Source organism: Geotalea toluenoxydans JCM 15764 (assembly GCF_001311985.1).
Classification (GTDB): domain Bacteria; phylum Desulfobacterota; class Desulfuromonadia; order Geobacterales; family Geobacteraceae; genus Geotalea; species Geotalea toluenoxydans.
Map to the genome: position 1 here is coordinate 117,512 of NZ_BBCJ01000005.1, position 17,357 is coordinate 134,868.

General features: G+C 52.1%; 22 protein-coding genes and 2 pseudogenes. 11 read left to right on the forward strand and 13 right to left on the reverse strand.

The window, feature by feature from the left end:
• The first annotated feature begins 378 nt into the window (after positions 1-378).
• Together JCM15764_RS04495 and JCM15764_RS04500 are read left to right on the forward strand one after the other, a co-directional pair.
• On the forward strand, positions 379-1,341 hold the full coding sequence (locus JCM15764_RS04495) for a sensor histidine kinase (protein ID WP_054693001.1): 963 nt from the start codon (positions 379-381) through the stop codon (positions 1,339-1,341).
• Positions 1,338-2,036: pseudogene (locus JCM15764_RS04500) on the forward strand (response regulator transcription factor); the annotation flags it as partial. The gene JCM15764_RS04495 and the pseudogene JCM15764_RS04500, both read left to right, overlap by 4 nt.
• A gap of 148 nt (positions 2,037-2,184) precedes the next feature.
• On the opposite strand, the pseudogene metK reads toward JCM15764_RS04500, so the two are convergent.
• From metK to JCM15764_RS04540, 9 genes and pseudogenes are all read right to left on the reverse strand, one after another.
• Positions 2,185-3,350 (reverse strand): annotated as a pseudogene (metK, locus tag JCM15764_RS04505) (methionine adenosyltransferase).
• A 112-nt stretch (positions 3,351-3,462) separates the two neighbouring features.
• The gene (locus JCM15764_RS04510; RefSeq protein ID WP_243688352.1) at positions 3,463-4,737 is read right to left on the reverse strand and encodes a DUF6178 family protein; all 1,275 of its coding nucleotides are present in this window, start codon (positions 4,735-4,737) and stop codon (positions 3,463-3,465) included.
• Between the two features lie 55 nt (positions 4,738-4,792).
• The gene (locus JCM15764_RS04515) at positions 4,793-5,083 is read right to left on the reverse strand and encodes a YcgN family cysteine cluster protein (RefSeq protein WP_054693004.1); all 291 of its coding nucleotides are present in this window, start codon (positions 5,081-5,083) and stop codon (positions 4,793-4,795) included.
• A 7-nt stretch (positions 5,084-5,090) separates the two neighbouring features.
• Entirely contained in the window at positions 5,091-5,354 is a 264-nt protein-coding gene (locus JCM15764_RS04520; protein ID WP_054693007.1) for a hypothetical protein, read from the reverse strand.
• A gap of 2 nt (positions 5,355-5,356) precedes the next feature.
• Positions 5,357-5,803 (reverse strand): hypothetical protein, encoded by a 447-nt coding sequence (locus JCM15764_RS04525; protein WP_054693009.1) that lies wholly within the window; start codon positions 5,801-5,803, stop codon positions 5,357-5,359.
• 23 nt (positions 5,804-5,826) lie between these two features.
• Positions 5,827-6,525 carry an ExeA family protein gene (locus JCM15764_RS04530; RefSeq protein ID WP_243688353.1) on the reverse strand — a complete coding sequence of 233 codons (699 nt, stop codon included), beginning with the start codon at positions 6,523-6,525 and terminating at the stop codon, positions 5,827-5,829.
• Between the two features lie 8 nt (positions 6,526-6,533).
• On the reverse strand, positions 6,534-6,677 hold the full coding sequence (locus tag JCM15764_RS21815) for a hypothetical protein (RefSeq protein ID WP_243688354.1): 144 nt from the start codon (positions 6,675-6,677) through the stop codon (positions 6,534-6,536).
• A gap of 94 nt (positions 6,678-6,771) precedes the next feature.
• On the reverse strand, positions 6,772-7,296 hold the full coding sequence (locus JCM15764_RS04535; RefSeq protein ID WP_054693011.1) for an FmdE family protein: 525 nt from the start codon (positions 7,294-7,296) through the stop codon (positions 6,772-6,774).
• A gap of 428 nt (positions 7,297-7,724) precedes the next feature.
• Positions 7,725-9,266 (reverse strand): hypothetical protein, encoded by a 1,542-nt coding sequence (locus JCM15764_RS04540; protein WP_054693015.1) that lies wholly within the window; start codon positions 9,264-9,266, stop codon positions 7,725-7,727.
• A 195-nt stretch (positions 9,267-9,461) separates the two neighbouring features.
• Between JCM15764_RS04540 and JCM15764_RS04545 the strand changes: the two genes are divergently transcribed.
• The 8 genes from JCM15764_RS04545 (at position 9,462) to JCM15764_RS04580 (ending at position 13,601) form a co-directional block, all read left to right on the forward strand.
• Positions 9,462-9,950: a universal stress protein gene (locus tag JCM15764_RS04545; protein WP_054693028.1), complete on the forward strand. Its 489-nt coding sequence runs from the start codon at positions 9,462-9,464 to the stop codon at positions 9,948-9,950.
• A gap of 98 nt (positions 9,951-10,048) precedes the next feature.
• Entirely contained in the window at positions 10,049-10,789 is a 741-nt protein-coding gene (locus JCM15764_RS04550; protein ID WP_054693030.1) for a nucleotidyltransferase family protein, read from the forward strand.
• Entirely contained in the window at positions 10,789-11,565 is a 777-nt protein-coding gene (locus JCM15764_RS04555; RefSeq protein WP_054693034.1) for a sugar phosphate isomerase/epimerase family protein, read from the forward strand. Before JCM15764_RS04550 ends, JCM15764_RS04555 begins: the two co-directional genes overlap by 1 nt.
• Before the next feature lie 137 nt (positions 11,566-11,702).
• Positions 11,703-12,074, forward strand: a complete 372-nt coding sequence (locus JCM15764_RS04560) for a pyridoxamine 5'-phosphate oxidase family protein (RefSeq protein WP_054693037.1) — start codon at positions 11,703-11,705, stop codon at positions 12,072-12,074.
• A gap of 130 nt (positions 12,075-12,204) precedes the next feature.
• Complete coding sequence (vapB, locus tag JCM15764_RS04565; protein ID WP_054693040.1) at positions 12,205-12,432, forward strand: type II toxin-antitoxin system antitoxin VapB; 228 nt, start codon at positions 12,205-12,207, stop codon at positions 12,430-12,432.
• Positions 12,432-12,833: a type II toxin-antitoxin system tRNA(fMet)-specific endonuclease VapC gene (gene vapC, locus JCM15764_RS04570; protein WP_054693044.1), complete on the forward strand. Its 402-nt coding sequence runs from the start codon at positions 12,432-12,434 to the stop codon at positions 12,831-12,833. Before vapB ends, vapC begins: the two co-directional genes overlap by 1 nt.
• 214 nt (positions 12,834-13,047) lie before the next feature.
• A complete protein-coding gene (locus tag JCM15764_RS04575) occupies positions 13,048-13,314 on the forward strand; it encodes a type II toxin-antitoxin system ParD family antitoxin (protein ID WP_054693048.1) in 267 nt (88 codons plus the stop codon).
• Complete coding sequence (locus JCM15764_RS04580; protein WP_054693054.1) at positions 13,314-13,601, forward strand: type II toxin-antitoxin system RelE/ParE family toxin; 288 nt, start codon at positions 13,314-13,316, stop codon at positions 13,599-13,601. Before JCM15764_RS04575 ends, JCM15764_RS04580 begins: the two co-directional genes overlap by 1 nt.
• Positions 13,602-13,753: 152 nt before the next feature.
• On the opposite strand, the gene JCM15764_RS04585 is transcribed toward JCM15764_RS04580, so the two are convergent.
• Positions 13,754-14,176: a type II toxin-antitoxin system VapC family toxin gene (locus JCM15764_RS04585; RefSeq protein WP_054693056.1), complete on the reverse strand. Its 423-nt coding sequence runs from the start codon at positions 14,174-14,176 to the stop codon at positions 13,754-13,756.
• On the reverse strand, positions 14,173-14,415 hold the full coding sequence (locus JCM15764_RS04590) for a DUF6364 family protein (RefSeq protein ID WP_054693058.1): 243 nt from the start codon (positions 14,413-14,415) through the stop codon (positions 14,173-14,175). The genes JCM15764_RS04585 and JCM15764_RS04590 overlap by 4 nt, the downstream gene beginning before the upstream one ends.
• Before the next feature lie 208 nt (positions 14,416-14,623).
• Between JCM15764_RS04590 and JCM15764_RS21820 the strand changes: the two genes are divergently transcribed.
• On the forward strand, positions 14,624-14,881 hold the full coding sequence (locus tag JCM15764_RS21820) for a hypothetical protein (RefSeq protein WP_243688355.1): 258 nt from the start codon (positions 14,624-14,626) through the stop codon (positions 14,879-14,881).
• Between the two features lie 308 nt (positions 14,882-15,189).
• On the opposite strand, the gene JCM15764_RS04600 is transcribed toward JCM15764_RS21820, so the two are convergent.
• The gene (locus tag JCM15764_RS04600; protein ID WP_054693064.1) at positions 15,190-16,413 is read right to left on the reverse strand and encodes a hypothetical protein; all 1,224 of its coding nucleotides are present in this window, start codon (positions 16,411-16,413) and stop codon (positions 15,190-15,192) included.
• Positions 16,410-17,300, reverse strand: coding sequence for a hypothetical protein (locus JCM15764_RS04605; protein WP_054693067.1), 891 nt, complete (start codon positions 17,298-17,300; stop codon positions 16,410-16,412). Before JCM15764_RS04605 ends, JCM15764_RS04600 begins: the two co-directional genes overlap by 4 nt.
• Between the last annotated feature and the right edge of the window lie 57 nt (positions 17,301-17,357).

A 17,357-nucleotide genomic window follows, 5' to 3' on the forward strand; every position in this document is an offset into this window, starting at 1 on the left:
GTAGAACAACAATAATGCTTTTGGAAAAGACAAAAAAGCCTACCCCTGTACACAGATAGGCCTCTAAAGTATTACCACTTCACTTCGACACGCCCCTCTCATCCCCTTGTGGATGGTAGCTTTGTGCCACCGGTTGCCTGGGTATTACCTTTTCGGCGTACTAATATTTAATTTTAATATTTTAGGTTACCCAACATATATCTGTTAAATAAAAAAAGATAGATAATTTAATATTTATTTTACCTAATATCAAGTAGCAGCATTAATTAAACATTGCTATTGTGCCAACTAAAGCTATCACGGGCAAAAGTCCTCCTGTACCAGCAGGCCTCCATTAATACCCTTGCAAAACAGCGATCCCGATGCTACACAAGAGGCATGAAATGGTATAAAAAAATCTTCACCCCTCTTATTGCCTTGATCGGCATTCAGCTGGTCTGGATCCTGCTGGTGATCTTCTGGATCTACTGGTTCCTCGGCCGGAATCGGGAATTCCGCGATTTGGCCCAGCGTTACAAGCCGGAACTGATCGGCCATGGTCTTAACTGGGTCGTGCTGGTAGAGGGGCTGATCCTGCTGGTGGCAATCCTCGCCGGGGTCTACGTCATGTTCCTCTACTGGCGGCGCCAGGCCAAGCTTTATCGGCAACAGAGGAGCTTTATTTCCCAACTGACCCACGAGTTGAAGTCTCCCCTGGCTTCGATCCAGCTTCACCTGCAGACCATCAAGCTGCGCAAGCCTCCACAGGAAAAAATGGACATGTTTCTCGACACCATGCTCTCGGATACGGAAAGGCTGAATAATCTCATCAGCAACCTTCTGATGGCGACCCGCATCGAGTATCGCCAACTGGGGGTCGAGCAGAAAACGGTGGATTTTTCAGAGTTCGTCCAGGATTACATGGAGAAAAAACGGGGGGAACTGCCCGAAGGGGGAAGGCTGCATGTGGAGGTTGAAAAAGGTCTGATGGCACAAATAGATAGTGAAGGGATGGAGATGGCCCTGCGCAACCTTTTCGAGAATGCCTTGCTCTACTCCCCGGTTTCACCCGACATCAGGGTAACCTTGAAGAGAAGCAGCAAAAACTGTCAGCTCGACTTTCAGGACAAAGGCAAGGGGCTTGAAAAGAATGAGGTAAGCAGAATCTTTGCCCTCTTCTACAGGGTGCGGACCCCCGGTGAAAACATCCGCGGCACCGGTCTGGGGTTGTATATCGTAAAATCTGTAGTAAACGCCCATGGCGGAAAGGTTAGCGTAACCAGCGAAGGCTTGGGGAAAGGCTCCACATTCCATATCACTCTGCCGCTGGTAGATCCTGAAAACAGGAGAAAGTCAGCATGAGCAATGATAAACCGCACATACTGCTGGTGGAAGACGAAATCCATCTGGCGCGGGGCATCTGCTTCAACCTGGAGCTTGAAAATATTCGGGTGAGCCATGTGGAGAGCGGTGAGGAGGCACTGGAACGAGTCAAGTTCGAACGCTTCGACTTGATTATCCTGGATGTGATGCTCCCCGGAATCGATGGCTTTATTGTCTGCAAAAAAGTCAGGGAGCTGGATGCAAGGGTGCCGGTGCTGATGTTGACTGCCCGTTCCGATGAGCGGGACAGGATCGCCGGACTTGCAGGGGGAGCAGATGACTACCTGACCAAACCATTTAACCTGGACGAATTTCTGCTGCGGGTGAGAGGTATGCTCCGACGCTCTGCATGGTACAGGCCGGACCCGATTGAGGAGGGTTACCGCTTCGGCGAGAATCAGGTTTACCTGCTCTCCTACCGGGCGAAAACACCCCAGGGAGAAATTGATCTGACTGACCTGGAAGTGAAGATGCTGTCGCTGTTCTTTCAGAAGGAAGGTGAGGCTATCCCTCGGAAAGTACTGCTGGAAAGCGTTTGGGGCTATGCTTCCGATGCCGAAACCCGCACATTGGACAACTTCATCGTCCGCCTGCGCAAGTATTTCGAGCCTGATCCTGCCAAACCGGTCTATTTTCAAACAGTGCGCGGGGTGGGGTACCGTTTCACGGGGAGCGTGAAAAACGGGGTTCGAAGTTCGAGGTTCGAAGTTCTAAGTTCGATGTTACGCTGCAATAGAAAAGGCCGGAAGAAAATCCTTCCGGCCTTTAAAATCACCGGTCACCGGTCACCAGTCACCAGTCACCAGTCACCAATCACCGCCTTTAAAGCCCCGCCTTCTCCCTGATCAGGGATACCTTGTCGGTGCGTTCCCAGGTGAATTCCGGCAGTTCGCGGCCGAAGTGGCCGTAGGCGGCGGTTTTCTTGTAGATGGGGCGGAGCAGGTCGAGCTGCTCGATGATAGCCCGGGGGCGCAGGTCGAATACTTCGCGGACAATCTGGGCAATCCTAGCGGAAGGGATCTTGCCGGTGCCCGAGGTATCCACCATGACGGAAACAGGCTCGGCAACGCCGATGGCATAAGCCACCTGCACTTCGCATTTCTCGGCAAGACCGGCAGCAACCAGGTTTTTGGCAACATAACGCCCCATGTAGGCTGCGGAACGGTCGACCTTTGAGGGGTCCTTACCTGAGAAAGCGCCGCCGCCGTGGGCACCATGGCCACCATAGCTGTCGACAATGATCTTACGGCCGGTCAGGCACAGTCACCCATTGGTCCGCCGATGACGAAACGGCCTGTGGGGTTGATAAGAAAGCGGGTTGAGTCATTCATCAATTCAGCAGGAATGATCTTCTTGACGACTTCTTCGATGATTCCCTCCTTGATGGTTTCGTAGGAAACCTCCGGAGTGTGCTGGGAGGAAATAACGACCGTGTCAACATGAACCGGCCTGTCGTTCTCATACCTGATGGAAACCTGGGATTTGGAATCGGGGCGAAGGAAATCGAGGATGCCGCCTTTGCGCACGTCGGCAAGCTTTTTCACCAGCTTGTGGGAAAGGAGGATCGACATGGGCATGAGTTCCGGAGTTTCGGTGCAGGCGTAGCGAACATCAGCCCCTGGTCGCCGGCCCCTGATCCTTGAAGAGCCCCTGCCCTTCATCAACACCCTGGGCGATATCGGGGGACTGTTTATCGATAGAGGTGAGAACGGCACAGGTTTCCCAGTCAAAGCCCATGCAGAGTCATTATAGCCGATCTCCTTGATGGTCTCGCGAACAATTTTCGGATAGTCGACAATGGCATTGGTGGTAATCTCTCCGGCAATAACCGCCATGCCGGTTGTGACCAGTGTTTCACAGGCAACCCTGGATCTGGGATCCTGGGCAAGAATAGCATCGAGAATGGCATCTGAAACCTGGTCGGCTACCTTATCGGGATGACCCTCGGAAACCGATTCAGAGGTAAAAATGTAATCCTTCATTTCCATCGTTTAAACCCTCCTCAACCATATTTTATGGACTAAAAGTTCAAGAAAAAGACCTCGAATTTTATAGCCGCTAAAATAATTTGTCAATCTTTAATAAAATTAACCAGAACCTTCAGGCTCCCATACGGCGCAGAAATGCATCGACCTTGGCAACATCGGCCATTGAACGGAATTCCCGGTAGCCATCGGCCGTATCCGCATCCAGGCCGCGATAGAACCTGGGCCGCTTGTTTTTAAGGCCGTCGAGGAGCTTATTCGCCGCGTAATCCTCGATAATAACGCCTTCGGCGCGGGTCTTCAGATCCAAAAGAATGCTGTAGCCAAGCTGGAAAAGCCTCTTCAGAAATTCCCCAGTCAAGACCTCACCGGCTTTTTTTGCATCATCGCCGCATATTGTTTCCAAAGCCATGTTAAGGTAACCATAAACCCGGGTAACCACCATGCGCATCACCTCGGTGTCGGCAAGTGCGGTCCCGTCCGCCACCAGGGCGTTATTGATCAGGTAGTTAAGCTCCATATACAACTCTTCCGAATCCGCCAGAGCCAGTGCCCGCTGTAAAAGAGCATTATCGGCACTTACCGGCACCGGCAGAGCTGCCGTGGAACCGGTTGCAATTTGTTTTTTGTCCCCATGAAGGCTGAAGGAAGAGGGCTTCACCCTTGCATAGATGGAGAGTGCCTCGTCAAGGGGGGGAAAACCCAGATCGGCCAGGCGACCGGAGCGGAACTGATAGCAGATATCCTCAAGTTCCAGGTCCACGTCACTCTTGACCCCTTCCATGAGAGCCACATAGAGTTGCTCGTCGATTCGCCTGATGCTTTCGATGAATCGGCCCAGAACCTGGCTGTGTTTGGGATTTTTAAAGGTGATCATGAAGGTGCCGTCAAAGGTGTGATCCCAGTCCGCCAGGCGCTCTTCGTCATTGGACATGTCTCCTATGCCGCCGCCGACGATGATTTCACGATTGAGGAAAAGCTGAAGCAGCTCGAAATCCATGCTCGGCAGAAGTTCCCTGAGCTTGTCATCTCCCCCTTCCAGCAGGTAACCGTACCACTCCACCGCCTTATCATGGGAGAAGGACCACTTGGACCATAGCTCCATATCCAGCAGGAACAGGCACTGCTCAGGAGAAGCAAGCTGGACCAGTTCCAGGGCATCTGTCTCCCCCACATCCTTCACCATCCAGAAGAATTCCTGGGGCTCCATCTCCCGGACCAGGCGCTCCCCTTCGGCATCGCCAATGATCAGGTCCATACGTTCCTTGGCCCCAAGCCTTTTCAGATATCGGGCCTTCTCCACGAAGGGGAGCCCGGCGAAGGTCAGCGAAGACGCACGCCCCCCCTTCACCAGTTTCAGTATTGCAGCGTCATTGTTCTTCTTTTGCAAATCGAACTCCTGTTTTTGTCTTCATCATCTGTTTGTGCCGGTCGCCAATTGCAACTCAGCGCCTTCTACGCTTCAATCCCTGTGCCTTACGATAGCCGCAGTCATCATGGAGCCAATTCAGCTCCCTGACCAGCTCCTCGGTCAGCTGAATGCATTCGGGACAGATCTGGAAACGCCGCTCGTAAATCTTGCATTCCCGGGTCACCACATCCAGGTAGCGGCATGGGGTAGAGGTGAAAAAGATTGCCCCCGATTCGTCTTCTATCTTTTCAAAACAGCAGAGTCCGCACTGTTCACATAAAGATTCCCACGCGGCCATGTCTTTTGCCTGATTTTCCACTGTCATTGGGGGTTCACCTGTATTGATTGATCTTGCCCAGCAATATCTCGAATATACTGCCGCCTTGGGAAAGGCGCACCCTGTCCGGAAGGATCTCCAACACCTTCGCCCCATCCACCGTTGCGCCCTGGGTAACGGCAACACCGTTGACCACTGCCAGTCGCGACGAGCCTTCCTTCTGCCAGCCAATGCCACTTACCTTGAAGTCGAGGTGGTTCTCCTTTACTGAAATCGAACCGCTGGTGGTACGAAGAAAAGGCCCCGTTTCCCTTCGCACAGCTACTGCGGGGGCGAAGGCAGGAGGTTTGGCCGATGTTGGGACAGCCGGTTTGACGGCAGGCTGTTTAACCTGCTGCTTTGGTATTGGCACAGGTGCAGATTGCTGCTTTTGCACGACCGCCGGCTCATTCGTTCCATCTGAAGGAAACTGGACTGGCTGCACCTGAACGGCAACGGGATTTGCCCCTTTGCCAGGGGGATAACCGCCCCATTCACGTCTGGAGGTGTGGTTGGTCTTGTTTTAGCAGTAGTAAAACCACCCATGGCAGCGAACGTAGAGAGTATCGCAGTGACGGCAACCACAACCAGTGCAGCAGGAATTTTCCAGAAGGATGCCGATTTCCGGCTGCGTCGGTTCCTCGCCACATCACTGGCAAGGGGCATGGCATTACGCTGGGCAGCTTTTTCCTCTTCCACTTTCTTCAGGGCTTTCAGAATGGAACTCATGGCATGCTCCCATCTCCTCGAAATTAGTCGGCCAGCCGAAGCCTGCACCACAGGCGCTTCCACCAACCTCTCCTGCTGTTTTCGACTTCAGCAATGGCAGTGCCCGCCATGCCCCCCCTGATTTCGCGGCTTCCTTCCGTAAAACCCACCAAGAGTGCTCTGTCGCAGACAATGTTGATCAGACGGGGAATACCGCCGGAATAGCGAAAGATTTTTTTGAGCGCTGAAGCGGAAAAGATCACCCCACCACTGGCCAGCTCCAGGCGATGTTCCACATATCCCGTTGTATCCTCGAAATCCATGGGAAGCAGATGGTATCGTACCAGTATCCGCTGCTTCAGCTGCCGCAGGTCGGTCCGGGCCAGCAGCTTTTCAAGCTCCGGCTGGCCTGCCAGAATAATCTGGATCAGCTTCTCCGTTTCCGTTTCCAGGTTGGAAATGAGGCGGATCTGTTCCAGGACATCGGCAGCCAGATTCTGTGCCTCGTCTATGACCAGAACAACTATCCGCCCGGCCTCCCTCTGTTCAAGAAGAAAGGCGTTCAGCACCTCCAGGAGCTGCGCCCGGCTCAGATCCTCGTGGGGAATGGCGAAATCGCGGTTGATGGTGCGGAGCAGTTCATCCGACGACAGGCACGGGTTGAAGATGAGTGCGGTCCGATAGCCATCCTCGTCGAGCCGGTTGAGAAAGGTGCGCAGGACCGTTGTCTTGCCGGTTCCCACTTCTCCGGTCAATTGAATGAAGCCACAACGCTGTTTACGCCGTAAAGAAGATGGGCGAAGGCTTCCTGGTGGTTTTTGCTGAGGAAAATGAAGCGGGGATTAGGTGTTATGGAAAATGGTTTCTCTCTGAAGCCGTAATATTCCAGATACATGTCTTGCTTGCCCCGGCAGTGATCATTTTGCGCCCATGAAAAATCATACAATAACACGCCGGGCTGATGTCCGCAACCGCTGCATGATTAGAATTTAATGGGCAGAGACCTTCTCGGCACATGGAACGCAAAGCCGCTCTCCAGCCACCTCCCGCAGCCGGGTCTCCATCACTTCTTCGTTGCACCGGGCACATAAAACCGATGGACGGCTTCGCGCCCTTTCCGGCTCTGTCATCGTCACTTCGGTCATGGTCAGGAGTTGATCGGCGGGTGCACCGAGTATGAACTCGGCGCGAGCGGCCCGGTCACCGGCAAGTTTGGCAGGGATGCCGTTTCCGTGATAGACGACCCGCACTCCCTTGCCGCTGGTACGTGAATATAAGGTATATACCTGTTTGCCATAGTCGCGAAAGATCAGGTTTCCCTTACCGAAGGTACAGCCACTGATGCATTGCAATGCGTCGACGCCGCAGGCATCGTTCTCCACTATGGCGACAATCTCTTCATCCCCGGCACGCACTGCCTTAAGGGCCTCCATGGCGGCATTGGCCATGCGATAGCCGATGGCGAGACCAGGACAGGCATGGCCATGGAATTTCACTATCTCCTCATATCTCATAACGCCCCCTGGGACAATATCACAGAATCGTAGAAATTCTTGTCCCCGGTTAATTTCCCCCCTGCTCACTTACGTCCGCTTCCCCCTTACAGAGTGGGGGATTGAGTGGGGATGGGAACTATCTACCATGAGCACCCGTTTCCGGTCAACGCTGGTATTTGTCTCGGTGGCTAGGAGTCTGTCGGACTTAGGGATCGAAGCGAGAGGATGGAAAATCGAGGACGGATATTTGGAAATTTGAGAGCGAATAGTGGACCTATTTGTCGAAAATTTACGGAGATCCGGACCGATTTGCCATTTTCGCAGCCGATTCATTCTAAGTCCGACAGACTCCTAGGCATATGAATGGCAGGGGCGCGGCAAGCAGCGCCCCTGCAGCAGGATCGTGATGTTTTAATTGCCGGAGTACATATCACCTTCGCATCTGATTACAGCACCCGCATGAACGCCACCAGGTTCTTCTTCTCCTCGCCGGTCAGTTTGAGACCAAGCACCAGGTTGAAAAATTCGACGGTGTCTTCCAAGGTCAGGCAGCGTCCGTCATGCATATAAGGGGGGCTCTCTTTGATGCCGCGCAGGGTAAACGTCTTGATGGGACCGTCGCCCGGCTCCTGGGTAAAGCGCTCCATTTTAAGGTCGTGCATCTGCTGATCCATATAGAACGGCGGCAAATGGCAGCTGGCGCATCGCCCCTTCTCGAAGAAGATCTTCTCCCCGGCAAGTTCAGCCTGGGTCGCCTTTGCAGGATCGAGACGCCCGCTTGGATCCAGTTTGGGAGCAGGCGGAACGTCGAACATGTTCTGCATCTGTGCCATATGGGCCACCAGAAGGCGAGGGATCTCCACGATGCCCTTCTTCATTGCATGGATGGGATCACCATTGAAGTAGGCAGTTCTCTGTTCGAACTCGGTGAAATCCTCCACTGAGCGCAGACTTCGTTTGGAAGCATGGATCTGCTGATTGAACATGCCGCGCAGACTGGTTGTATCCAGGCGGAACCTGCGTTCCTGAGGCCGGATATCCGGACTGAGGTGGAATTGAGCGGTTGTATGGCCGTTCACATGACAGTCCAGGCAGGTAACGCCTAGACTCGGCTGGGCTGTCTTGCGGTCATCGGTGGCGTTAAACTCCTCCTGGGGGATTGGAGTAAGGAGCAGACGCAAACCGTCCAGTTGCACCGGCGTCAGCAGGTCCTTGAACAGGCGGTGGAAGTTGTTGATGGACACCACCTCGCCCCGTGATACATCACCCAGTTCCGGCCGGTTCTGCAGGAAAATGGCGGGCGGAAACTCAGGCAGGAATGCATCGGGCAGGTCAAAGTCCACATCGAATCGCTGCAGCCGTGGAAACATGTCGATCTGCATCTGGGGAAAGACCTGCCCCCCGGCAACCTGCTTGGGATGGGGCAGCGGCGGATAAGGGAAGGCTTTCTTGGAACGCATTTCTTCGGCTGTCATTGCCGCCAAGATGTCCCAACTGGCCCCTCCCTGCAACAGGGCCGTCGGGCCGACAGCAATCGGTTTCCCCCTGGTCATCTTCACATCCGGGGAGAGATTCGGCTTCAGGTTGTAGCGCTTTTCCAGCAGTTGCTTCTGCTCCGCCATCACCTTCGGTTTGTCCTCCACATCTGCCTTGTAAACCTCATCAAAGGTCATCATCGGCTTTTTCGCATTGAGCGGGTCGCGGTAAAACTCGAAGCCCTCCATCTTCCCTTCATCCGGCTGCCCCTTGAAGGCCGTCGAGGATGGTTCGGCCTTAGTCGAACCAAAAATATCTTTCAAATCATGTTCATTTTTTTTCTGTTCCGGGCGGGTGATAGGCACGACCTTGGGAGTCTGTGCCTCCTGAACCGCATCACGCTGAACCTTCTGCGTGGATGAATCTTTGGACTGGGTCCATGATTCCGAGGCAACGAGGAGAACACCAACGACAATCAGTGAGACAAAAGCTGCTCCCTTTTTCGTTTTCATCCAGCACGCTCCTTTCCCTTTATTAATTTAATATTATTAATAATAATGACATGAAGACAAGTAAAGTCAATTGAGACGGGGTTTGCCGCAAAACAGGCACATATGCCTGCTGATACTGGCAAGAGTTCCCGCCTGTGCTAAGATTATTACCGGAATGCCATATGTGTAAGCCTACAGGGAGCAAAAGGAGGGACCATGGAAGAAATTAGGCACATTCTTCTGATTATCCGCATGATCGAGAACAGCGGAGAGATATTGCATGATGCCATCGGACTGGCTAAACGATTTGGCGCAGAACTGAGCGTCTTGCGCCCCATTCCCAATGAAGTGGAGCTGGGAGCGGCGGTTAACGCACCAGGTCTCTTTTTCAAAGGGGAGGAATATAAGAACTACCTCTCCAGACGGGAACAGTACAAAGAAGAACTGGATCAGGCAATCAGACAGGTGACCAGGGGGGGATTCCAGGTAAAGGAGTACGTGACCTGGGATGACCCGGTCAAGGAAGCGGTGCGACTGGTCAAAGAAGAAAAGATCGACCTGATCGTGGTTCCTGCCCACGAGGAAGGACGCCTGGAGCATATGCTTTTTGGCGGTGAGAACGATACGCTGATGCGCAGACTCCCCTGCTCCATGCTGCTGGTGAAACATGAACCGGGGCCGGTGCGGTGGGAGGAACCGGAATAATAAAAACTGTTGCAGGGTCCATCTGCTGGGTTGCCGCTCGCTCCGGAAACTATGCTACTATTAAATAAGATTTATCTTCAGCCAACTGGAGGAATCCGATGGTTTTCCCCCCGGCCAAGGCCGAATCGATCCTTGCCCAATTGCTTTTGGATGATCAGTTGGCTGTCTACGCCCAACTCCTGCAGGCAGCCGAAAAGAACGGGCTGAGGCTTGCCATAGGCGGCGGTCTTGCCCTGTCCGCCTACTCGGGCTATATGCGTAATACCAAGGATATGGATCTTTATGTGGTGGAGCCCGACCAGAAAAAACTGATTAAATTGATGATCGAGCAGGGCTTTGCCGAGTACAACGCCGTGGAGTACGATCCGACCTGGAGCTACCGGGGCAGTCGGCGAGGCTTTATCGTAGATCTTTTATGGAAGATGCTCAACGGCCGTGGTGCAGTGGACGAGGTTTGGACATCCAGGGGATGGGCGCTGACCGTGCGCGGTGTTGCCCTTCGCCTGATCCCGCCCGAAGAACTGGCATGGTCGAAGCTTTACATCCTGCGACGGGAAAGGGCCGACTGGCCGGATATCCTCAATCTAATCTTCGCCCAGGGGCCGGAAATGGACTGGGAACGGCTGTTGGCAAGGGTAGGTGAAGACAGGCCTGTTTTGACATCGCTGATGAGCCTGTTCTGCTGGATGTGCCCCGGCAGGGCAGCCGACTTGCCGGAATTCATATGGAAAAGACTGGGGATGGAATTGAGACCGCCGGCACATGACGGGCCACTGATAGACAGAACCAGAACCACGCTATTCAAGGCAAACGACTGGTTTACGACGGAGGTATGGTGATGCGGATCGGTGCCATGAATCACCCGAGACACCGGGTAGAGGACGAAATTTTGTGGATGGTGGAGATGGGTCTCGATTTCATCGACCTTACCCTGGAGCCCCCTGGAGCCGGGCACTGGCAGGTGGATGTTGAATCAATACAGGAGCTTCTGAAGGAAACGGGGCTGGGGGTTATCGGCCATACCGCCTACTACCTTCCTTTGGGGCATCCCTTCGAAGAGGTTCGTGAAGGGGCGGTCGAGGCCTTTTCCAGCACACTGCAAATCTTGGCCCGCCTGGGAGCATGCTGCATGAATATCCATCCCGATTTCAAGGCCCCCATGCATGATGCGGCTTTTTCCGTTGAGCAGAACCTGAAGAGCATCCGCGAGCTGCTCCCCCTGGCCCGCCGCCTGGACATGGAGCTGATGATCGAGAACCTCCCCGACAACATCAATGACGTGCCCCAGTTGGGGCGGTTCCTGGAAGCGATACCGGAACTCGGCCTCCACCTGGACATCGGCCACACCAACTTGATGGTGAAGCACAATACCACGGCGGGGATCATGGAGCGCTACGGCCACCGGGTGCGGCACGTGCATCTGCACGACAACCGCGGCACCGACGATCTGCACCTGCCGCTGGGGGCAGGAACCCTTGATCTGGGCAGCTGCATCAAGAGCCTCAAGGCGGCCGGTTATGACGGCACCATCACTCTGGAGGTCTTTACCCCGGACCGGGAACTGCTCCGCTTCAGCGCGGACAAACTGCGGCGGGTATGGGAGGAGGTAAGTTGATTTTATTTTCCAAAATCAAGCCCGCCGAAAATCCTGTTTGACCAGACGCTCGTCATCGGTTACCATCACCACCTTTGCAGTCACCTTTCCCCACAGAACATGTACTCTTACAACACACAATCAAGGAGGTAGTACCGATGATTCCCGAAGAGCTGCTGGAGATACTGAAACAGGACGGCGTAGTTGCCATCGCTACTTTAGGCCAGGATGGGCCGCATATGGTCAATACCTGGAACAGTTACATCCGGATCTCCGCCGATGGCCGCCTGTTGATCCCCGCCGGTTACATGCATAAAACCGAGAAGAACATAGCCTATAATCCCGAAGTTCTCATTACCCTGGGGAGCAGCAAAGTGCAAGGCCTGCATGGCCCGGGCGCCGGTTTCCTGATCAAGGGCAAGGCAGCCTTCATCACTTCCGGCCCTGACTTCGATCTGCTCAAGTCGAAATTCGATTGGTTGCGCGCCACCTTGGCGGTAACTCCCGATTCTGTAACTCAAACGTGGTAGTTCAATAAAGAGAAAGGAAGATTGGCAAGCCTTGTTGGGATCTCATTTTTGCTCTCGCGGTTGAAATTTCACTTGCCAGCCCAAACATCAAAATATATACTTTGAATATATATTAATCCTGAGGCCGATCATGAAAACAGCAAAAATATTTCAAAATGGACAAAGCCAGGCAGTCAGGCTTCCTAAGGAATTTCGCTTCGATGACAGCGAGGTATTCATAAAGAAATGCGGCAACATCGTTCAATTAATTCCCCGGAGCGATTCCTGGAATTCTTTATTCGGCAGTCTCAAAAAATTCTCAAGGGACTTCATGTCCGAACGCATACAACCTGAACAGGACAAGCGGGAAAATTTCTGATGAAACTGCTGCTCGACACCAATATCTGCATTTACATTATCAAGCAACAGCCGGCCACCGTGTTGAAGCATTTTCTGGAGTACGAGATCGGCGACATTGGCATTTCCTCCATAACTCTCTCCGAACTGCGCTACGGGGCCGCCAAAAGCGCTCACGGAGAGAAAAACGCCAAAGCTCTCGACGAGTTCATCATTCCCTTGGAGGTGGTCGCTTATGATGAAGCAGCTGCCCACGTTTATGGAGATATCCGGTCAGCTCTTGAAAAAGCCGGCACGCCCATTGGTTCCATGGATATGCTCATCGCCGCTCACGCCGTATCATTGGGAATCCCTCTGGTTACAAATAACACCCGCGAGTTTTTGCGCGTCCCCTCCATCAACCTTCTTGATTGGACAGTTTAATTACCTTAACTCAACGTTCAGCATCAGCCGCCTATCGGAGCGGACGGTGCAAGTCACCGACGCGGAGACAGGCCGGCTGCATCCAACGGCTGGCACCACGGCCCCTTGATCACCCTCATAACTCTTACCTTCGGGTCTATTCTCAAATTCGACTTTATAATAACAAAGATTGCTATTATCTGTTATTATGTATTCCGAAGGAGGAAATAAAATCATGAACATCTCACTTACGCCTCAACTGGAAGCACTGGTTAAAAGCAAGGTTGAAAGCGGGCTGTACGGCTCCGCGAGCGAAGTCATGCGTGATGCTTTACGCCTTCTTGAAGAACGTGACCGGAGACAGTCCTTGCGCGTTGAAGAACTTCGCGCCGAGATAAAGAAAGGCTTGGATAGCGGCGAGCCGACTCCTTTAGATGTTGGAGCCGTCAAATCTCGGGGCCGTAAACGACTTGAAGCACAGCAACGCAAAGTAAACGGCTGATGCTGAAAATCCTCAAGAGCCCCGCGGCTGAAAACGATCTTGACGAAATCTGGTGGTATATTGCCCAGGATAATCCCGACAGTGCTGACAAACTACTTGACGAAATTGAGGAAGCAAGCCGGAAACTCTGCCGTTTTTCAGATATGGGGAGAAATCGGGACGAACTCCATTCTGGGCTGAAAAGTTTCCCGGTCGGCATGTATCTGATTTTCTATATGCCCATAAGCGGCGGCATTCATATTGTCAGGGTTTTGCATGGCATGATGGACATCGACGCTTTCTTTTAAAATACCCGGTTCACTGTGCTTGTGACTGCCTTTTGCACGCCACCAGCGGTAGTTGTTCCTTTCGGAATCTCTGGATACATACCACTGCGACCGGAAAGACCCCTCAGCCAGTTCGATTCCTCTTCATTTCTGACGACAGAAGGTGCTTGCCATCAGACACTGTCAGGAGTAAGGATTTTTGCCATTTCTTCGGAGGAATAAACAGGTATCGTGGATTTTTTAAAATCCTTCTGATTGCGCGTTACAATTGCATCAGCGCCGATATGGGATGCTGCTGCATGGATTACTGCATCTTCGAAGTCATTGAAATCCAGTTCTATGGCTGATTCGAGGACATGTCTATTGACAGGGGCCACGTCAAACAGACTGAGAAGCTTCTTGATTTCTTCTTGTGCCCTTGCAGTACCTACTGTTTTGGCTGCAAGATAAAATACAGTAGTTACTGTAGTGCCGCACAAGTAGCCAATGATGGTCCCATCTTCCACCTTTGAGAATAATTCAGCAGCGGAATCTGAGTATGGCAACCGGTCCATCAGCACATCGAGAACGATGTTCGTATCGAACAGGATTTTCAAAGGTGTTTATCCTCCAGATATTTTCTGTAATCCTTTTCATCAAGATTCGATCCCCGCAATGATCCCCGAAGCGATTGGGTTATTGGTGCTGATGGCGATGAGGGTTTGTTTTTTTCCGAGGCCAACATCCTGAAATAATCTGCCACTACCTGCGATACGGATTTCCCTGCATGAGCCGCGTAAGATTTTGCCTGCTCGATTAATTGATCTTCAAGTCGAAGAGTCAGCTTGGTTTGCATTGTAGCCTCCAAAGGGCATGACGTACATATTTATATAAACTATACGTCAACCATCAATCTGTGTCAATCTTCTTACCACTCATGACTGCCCATCCTGATCATGAACTTCATAGCCCAGAAATTTGGAAAGATCAGTTGCAAAGTCATCCCGCTTTTTCTTATTTTTGGCGATGCTAAACCCAAAGCCCTTCAATCCCTGAATCTCCACATGATAGAAGTAGCAACCGCCCCCGGATTCGCCTCCGGAACTCCATCGCTTATAGGCCTGCAACACGCCATTCTTTGGGAGCTGGACAGGCATATCTCGCTGGATGTGGAGCAGGCTGAAGGATTTGATGGCCTGGCCGCGGGAGGGGATGAAGTCTTTTTCTGTCTGGTCAGACCGAACAGAAGACCGAGTATCCCAAGGGGCGGGCAAAAGACAAGTGAAAGCAGGAGATATATTCCCTGGTGGCGTATCGCATAGAAGAGCAGAAGAAGACAAGGGATGCCAAAGAGGAGGCCAAGGAAGACTCTCGGTGCGCCGATCCGGGAAGTTACCGATAACTGCGATGGATTGTCCCTGCTGATCACGCTAAGGCTCAGGTCCAGATTTGTATTGAAAAGAAGGTCTTCGAAATGTTTGTTCATAATTTCTCAATTTATGGGAGAAAGATGTGGCCTGGGGATACTTTTGTGAGCTCAACGCCAGCCTGACCGGCTTGGCCGGTCAAGGCGTGAGTTGTAATGTCGTCAGCCATCAGAGTGGAAATTATAGTCCCCATGCCCTCTCTGCTATAGCACTCTTTCAATGAATTCCCCGAGTGGCTCTTTCAGCGCAGTTGAGGCAGCAACAAGTACACTCTTCAAAGTAGCGTTGCCATGGTCAATTCTGTCCAACGTAGCGAGTAACGCTGGTACAGATGTGGTCGGAGAGCAAAACTGGAAACGGTTCTGCGCCTGCGCACGCCAGGCATCCGCGAAGCATCGAGCAACGTGACAGTTGAAAATTTGCTGTCGCGCATGTACATCATCTCTCATCAATCCTGATGTCAAAATAGCTTGAGCCTTTAAGGTGTCCTCGGCTGAAAGACCATTGCGCAACCATTGTGCGACTGCCCCATACCGCTCATGCATAGAAGACGTCGGGTTAGTAATGGTTGAAGGGAGCAATGGGAGCGGCTGTGATGCTCCTTTGAAAAGCAAACGAATTTGCTGCGTCAGAATAGCATCTTCACCGAATAGTCGAATGCTATCATCGAGCCAGATATGCAAGTGGGCCACCAATTCAAAACCAGAGCAAATAACGCCGGCACATAGCAGTCCAAACCATCTTTGAGGAGCAGCTGGAATAGCTAAATTGGGGCCATCATCTGGTTCGAACCTTGGCACCCCATTCTGAATCCTTGCTGAAACGTCGGTTACTGCTCTGTCGTAAGACACTAATGCCTCTATAAAGCCATCCCCCGCAGCTAGCGAAAAGAGTAGCGCAAGTCGAGCTTCGGCTGCTAACCATCGGACATAACAGTATTTCGATCCAGCCAATGTCTCCAGTTCCTGTGCAACTCCAGCAGGCTTTTTCTCGACGGTGGAAACTAGGTGCAGAACTTTAACTCGGGTTATCTCACTCCGGGCAACTTGGCCAATATCTGCCTCTTGCTCAGGCTTGGTATATTTTAGTCCGGGCAAGCTAGCATAACCGCATTCGCATGGCGGTCTTACCGCTGCTGTAGGATTCCACACGGCATTTTCTATGAAGAAACAAACCGAACTAGCAACTCGTTGCACAGCCTCCCAATGCTCATTACCCTCCACCGCAGATTCTGTTGGCAGTGACAAGACTGCATCAGATAATAGTTTCGCAGCGGTAGTCTGATCTCCTGAAAGAGATATTGCAAGCGATGCATCAACACACAGACCAAATTTGGTCAATTCAAAGGTGCCAGGCTGAATGGAGTGTGCTCCCTCGAGGAATATTTGTCCTGCTTTTCCCCACTGCTTTAGGCGAGCTGCGCTCATTCCTGCCCGACGAAACGCAAAGGGTCAAGCGTCGCTTTACTCACCTGGTCGGTTGTCAGGTTGCTCCAAATTGCAAGCATGGTTTCATCGTCATTTGTTTGAAACATAATGTTGGCTCGCTGTTCCATAAGCACAGGTGATGGCCCAAAAGTAGCCTCGGCTTGCTCAAGAACTTTTAGAGCGTCTTCGCTCCTTGAAAGATATTCAGTCAAGATGATGGCATTGGTTTTAGCTGCCATATGACCAAATTGAGGAGATCTTCGTCGAGATGCATACTCATCGATCTTTTGTAACAAGTCTAGCCATGGTTCCCAATTTTCAGTTTGTTCATAGACAGCAGCAAAAGCACCTAACACGAATGCCCCGAGGTTCTGTATAAGCGGCCATTCGAGCATTGTGTCAAACTGCTGCCTGATCTTATCTGTCGCCACATTATCAAGCCACTGCAAAAGTTCATCAAGGCTTGGCAGGTCACGGACATGCTTGATCACACTGAGAAACATCGCTTGTGCTGGTGTTCCGCTATTAGGCATTCCATCTGTTGCCTTAACACTCTGAAAAAAGTTTTTGCAGAGATCCGTTTGAGCTGTGACTATCTCACTCAGCGGCAAAGAACAAAGTCCTGATATGGCGTCCAGGTAGCATTTGAGCGGTAATTTTGGACCATCTGCAAGAAATATCGATAGCCACATCATGGCACGGTTTGCGGCTCTCGCTTCAGAATGCTGTATCCGCTCAATATCTTCCGCCCACCGTTCGTAAATTTGATGTAAAGACTCTGAATCAAGTGTACGGGCCACTCGAAACTGCAACCCTCTCAGTATGGCACCAGAAAATGCATCATCAGTAATAGACTGCCCAGCCTCAAGTGCGACAAAGGCAACCACATCAGCTGTCGCTCAACTTCTCTCTTCGCATCGTCATTTTCGAGAAGCTGGAGTCGC

Coding starts and splice junctions, on each gene's coding strand:
- JCM15764_RS04495 (WP_054693001.1), top strand. CDS start 379: ATGAAATGGTATAAAAAAATCTTCACCCCTCTTATTGCCTTGATCGGC.
- JCM15764_RS04515 (WP_054693004.1), bottom strand. CDS start 5,083: ATGACAGTGGAAAATCAGGCAAAAGACATGGCCGCGTGGGAATCTTTA.
- JCM15764_RS04525 (WP_054693009.1), bottom strand. CDS start 5,803: ATGAGTTCCATTCTGAAAGCCCTGAAGAAAGTGGAAGAGGAAAAAGCT.
- JCM15764_RS21815 (WP_243688354.1), bottom strand. CDS start 6,677: ATGTATCTGGAATATTACGGCTTCAGAGAGAAACCATTTTCCATAACA.
- JCM15764_RS04535 (WP_054693011.1), bottom strand. CDS start 7,296: ATGAGATATGAGGAGATAGTGAAATTCCATGGCCATGCCTGTCCTGGT.
- JCM15764_RS04540 (WP_054693015.1), bottom strand. CDS start 9,266: ATGAAAACGAAAAAGGGAGCAGCTTTTGTCTCACTGATTGTCGTTGGT.
- JCM15764_RS04545 (WP_054693028.1), top strand. CDS start 9,462: ATGGAAGAAATTAGGCACATTCTTCTGATTATCCGCATGATCGAGAAC.
- JCM15764_RS04550 (WP_054693030.1), top strand. CDS start 10,049: ATGGTTTTCCCCCCGGCCAAGGCCGAATCGATCCTTGCCCAATTGCTT.
- JCM15764_RS04555 (WP_054693034.1), top strand. CDS start 10,789: ATGCGGATCGGTGCCATGAATCACCCGAGACACCGGGTAGAGGACGAA.
- JCM15764_RS04560 (WP_054693037.1), top strand. CDS start 11,703: ATGATTCCCGAAGAGCTGCTGGAGATACTGAAACAGGACGGCGTAGTT.
- vapB (WP_054693040.1), top strand. CDS start 12,205: ATGAAAACAGCAAAAATATTTCAAAATGGACAAAGCCAGGCAGTCAGG.
- vapC (WP_054693044.1), top strand. CDS start 12,432: ATGAAACTGCTGCTCGACACCAATATCTGCATTTACATTATCAAGCAA.
- JCM15764_RS04575 (WP_054693048.1), top strand. CDS start 13,048: ATGAACATCTCACTTACGCCTCAACTGGAAGCACTGGTTAAAAGCAAG.
- JCM15764_RS04580 (WP_054693054.1), top strand. CDS start 13,314: ATGCTGAAAATCCTCAAGAGCCCCGCGGCTGAAAACGATCTTGACGAA.
- JCM15764_RS04590 (WP_054693058.1), bottom strand. CDS start 14,415: ATGCAAACCAAGCTGACTCTTCGACTTGAAGATCAATTAATCGAGCAG.
- JCM15764_RS21820 (WP_243688355.1), top strand. CDS start 14,624: ATGATAGAAGTAGCAACCGCCCCCGGATTCGCCTCCGGAACTCCATCG.
- JCM15764_RS04600 (WP_054693064.1), bottom strand. CDS start 16,413: ATGAGCGCAGCTCGCCTAAAGCAGTGGGGAAAAGCAGGACAAATATTC.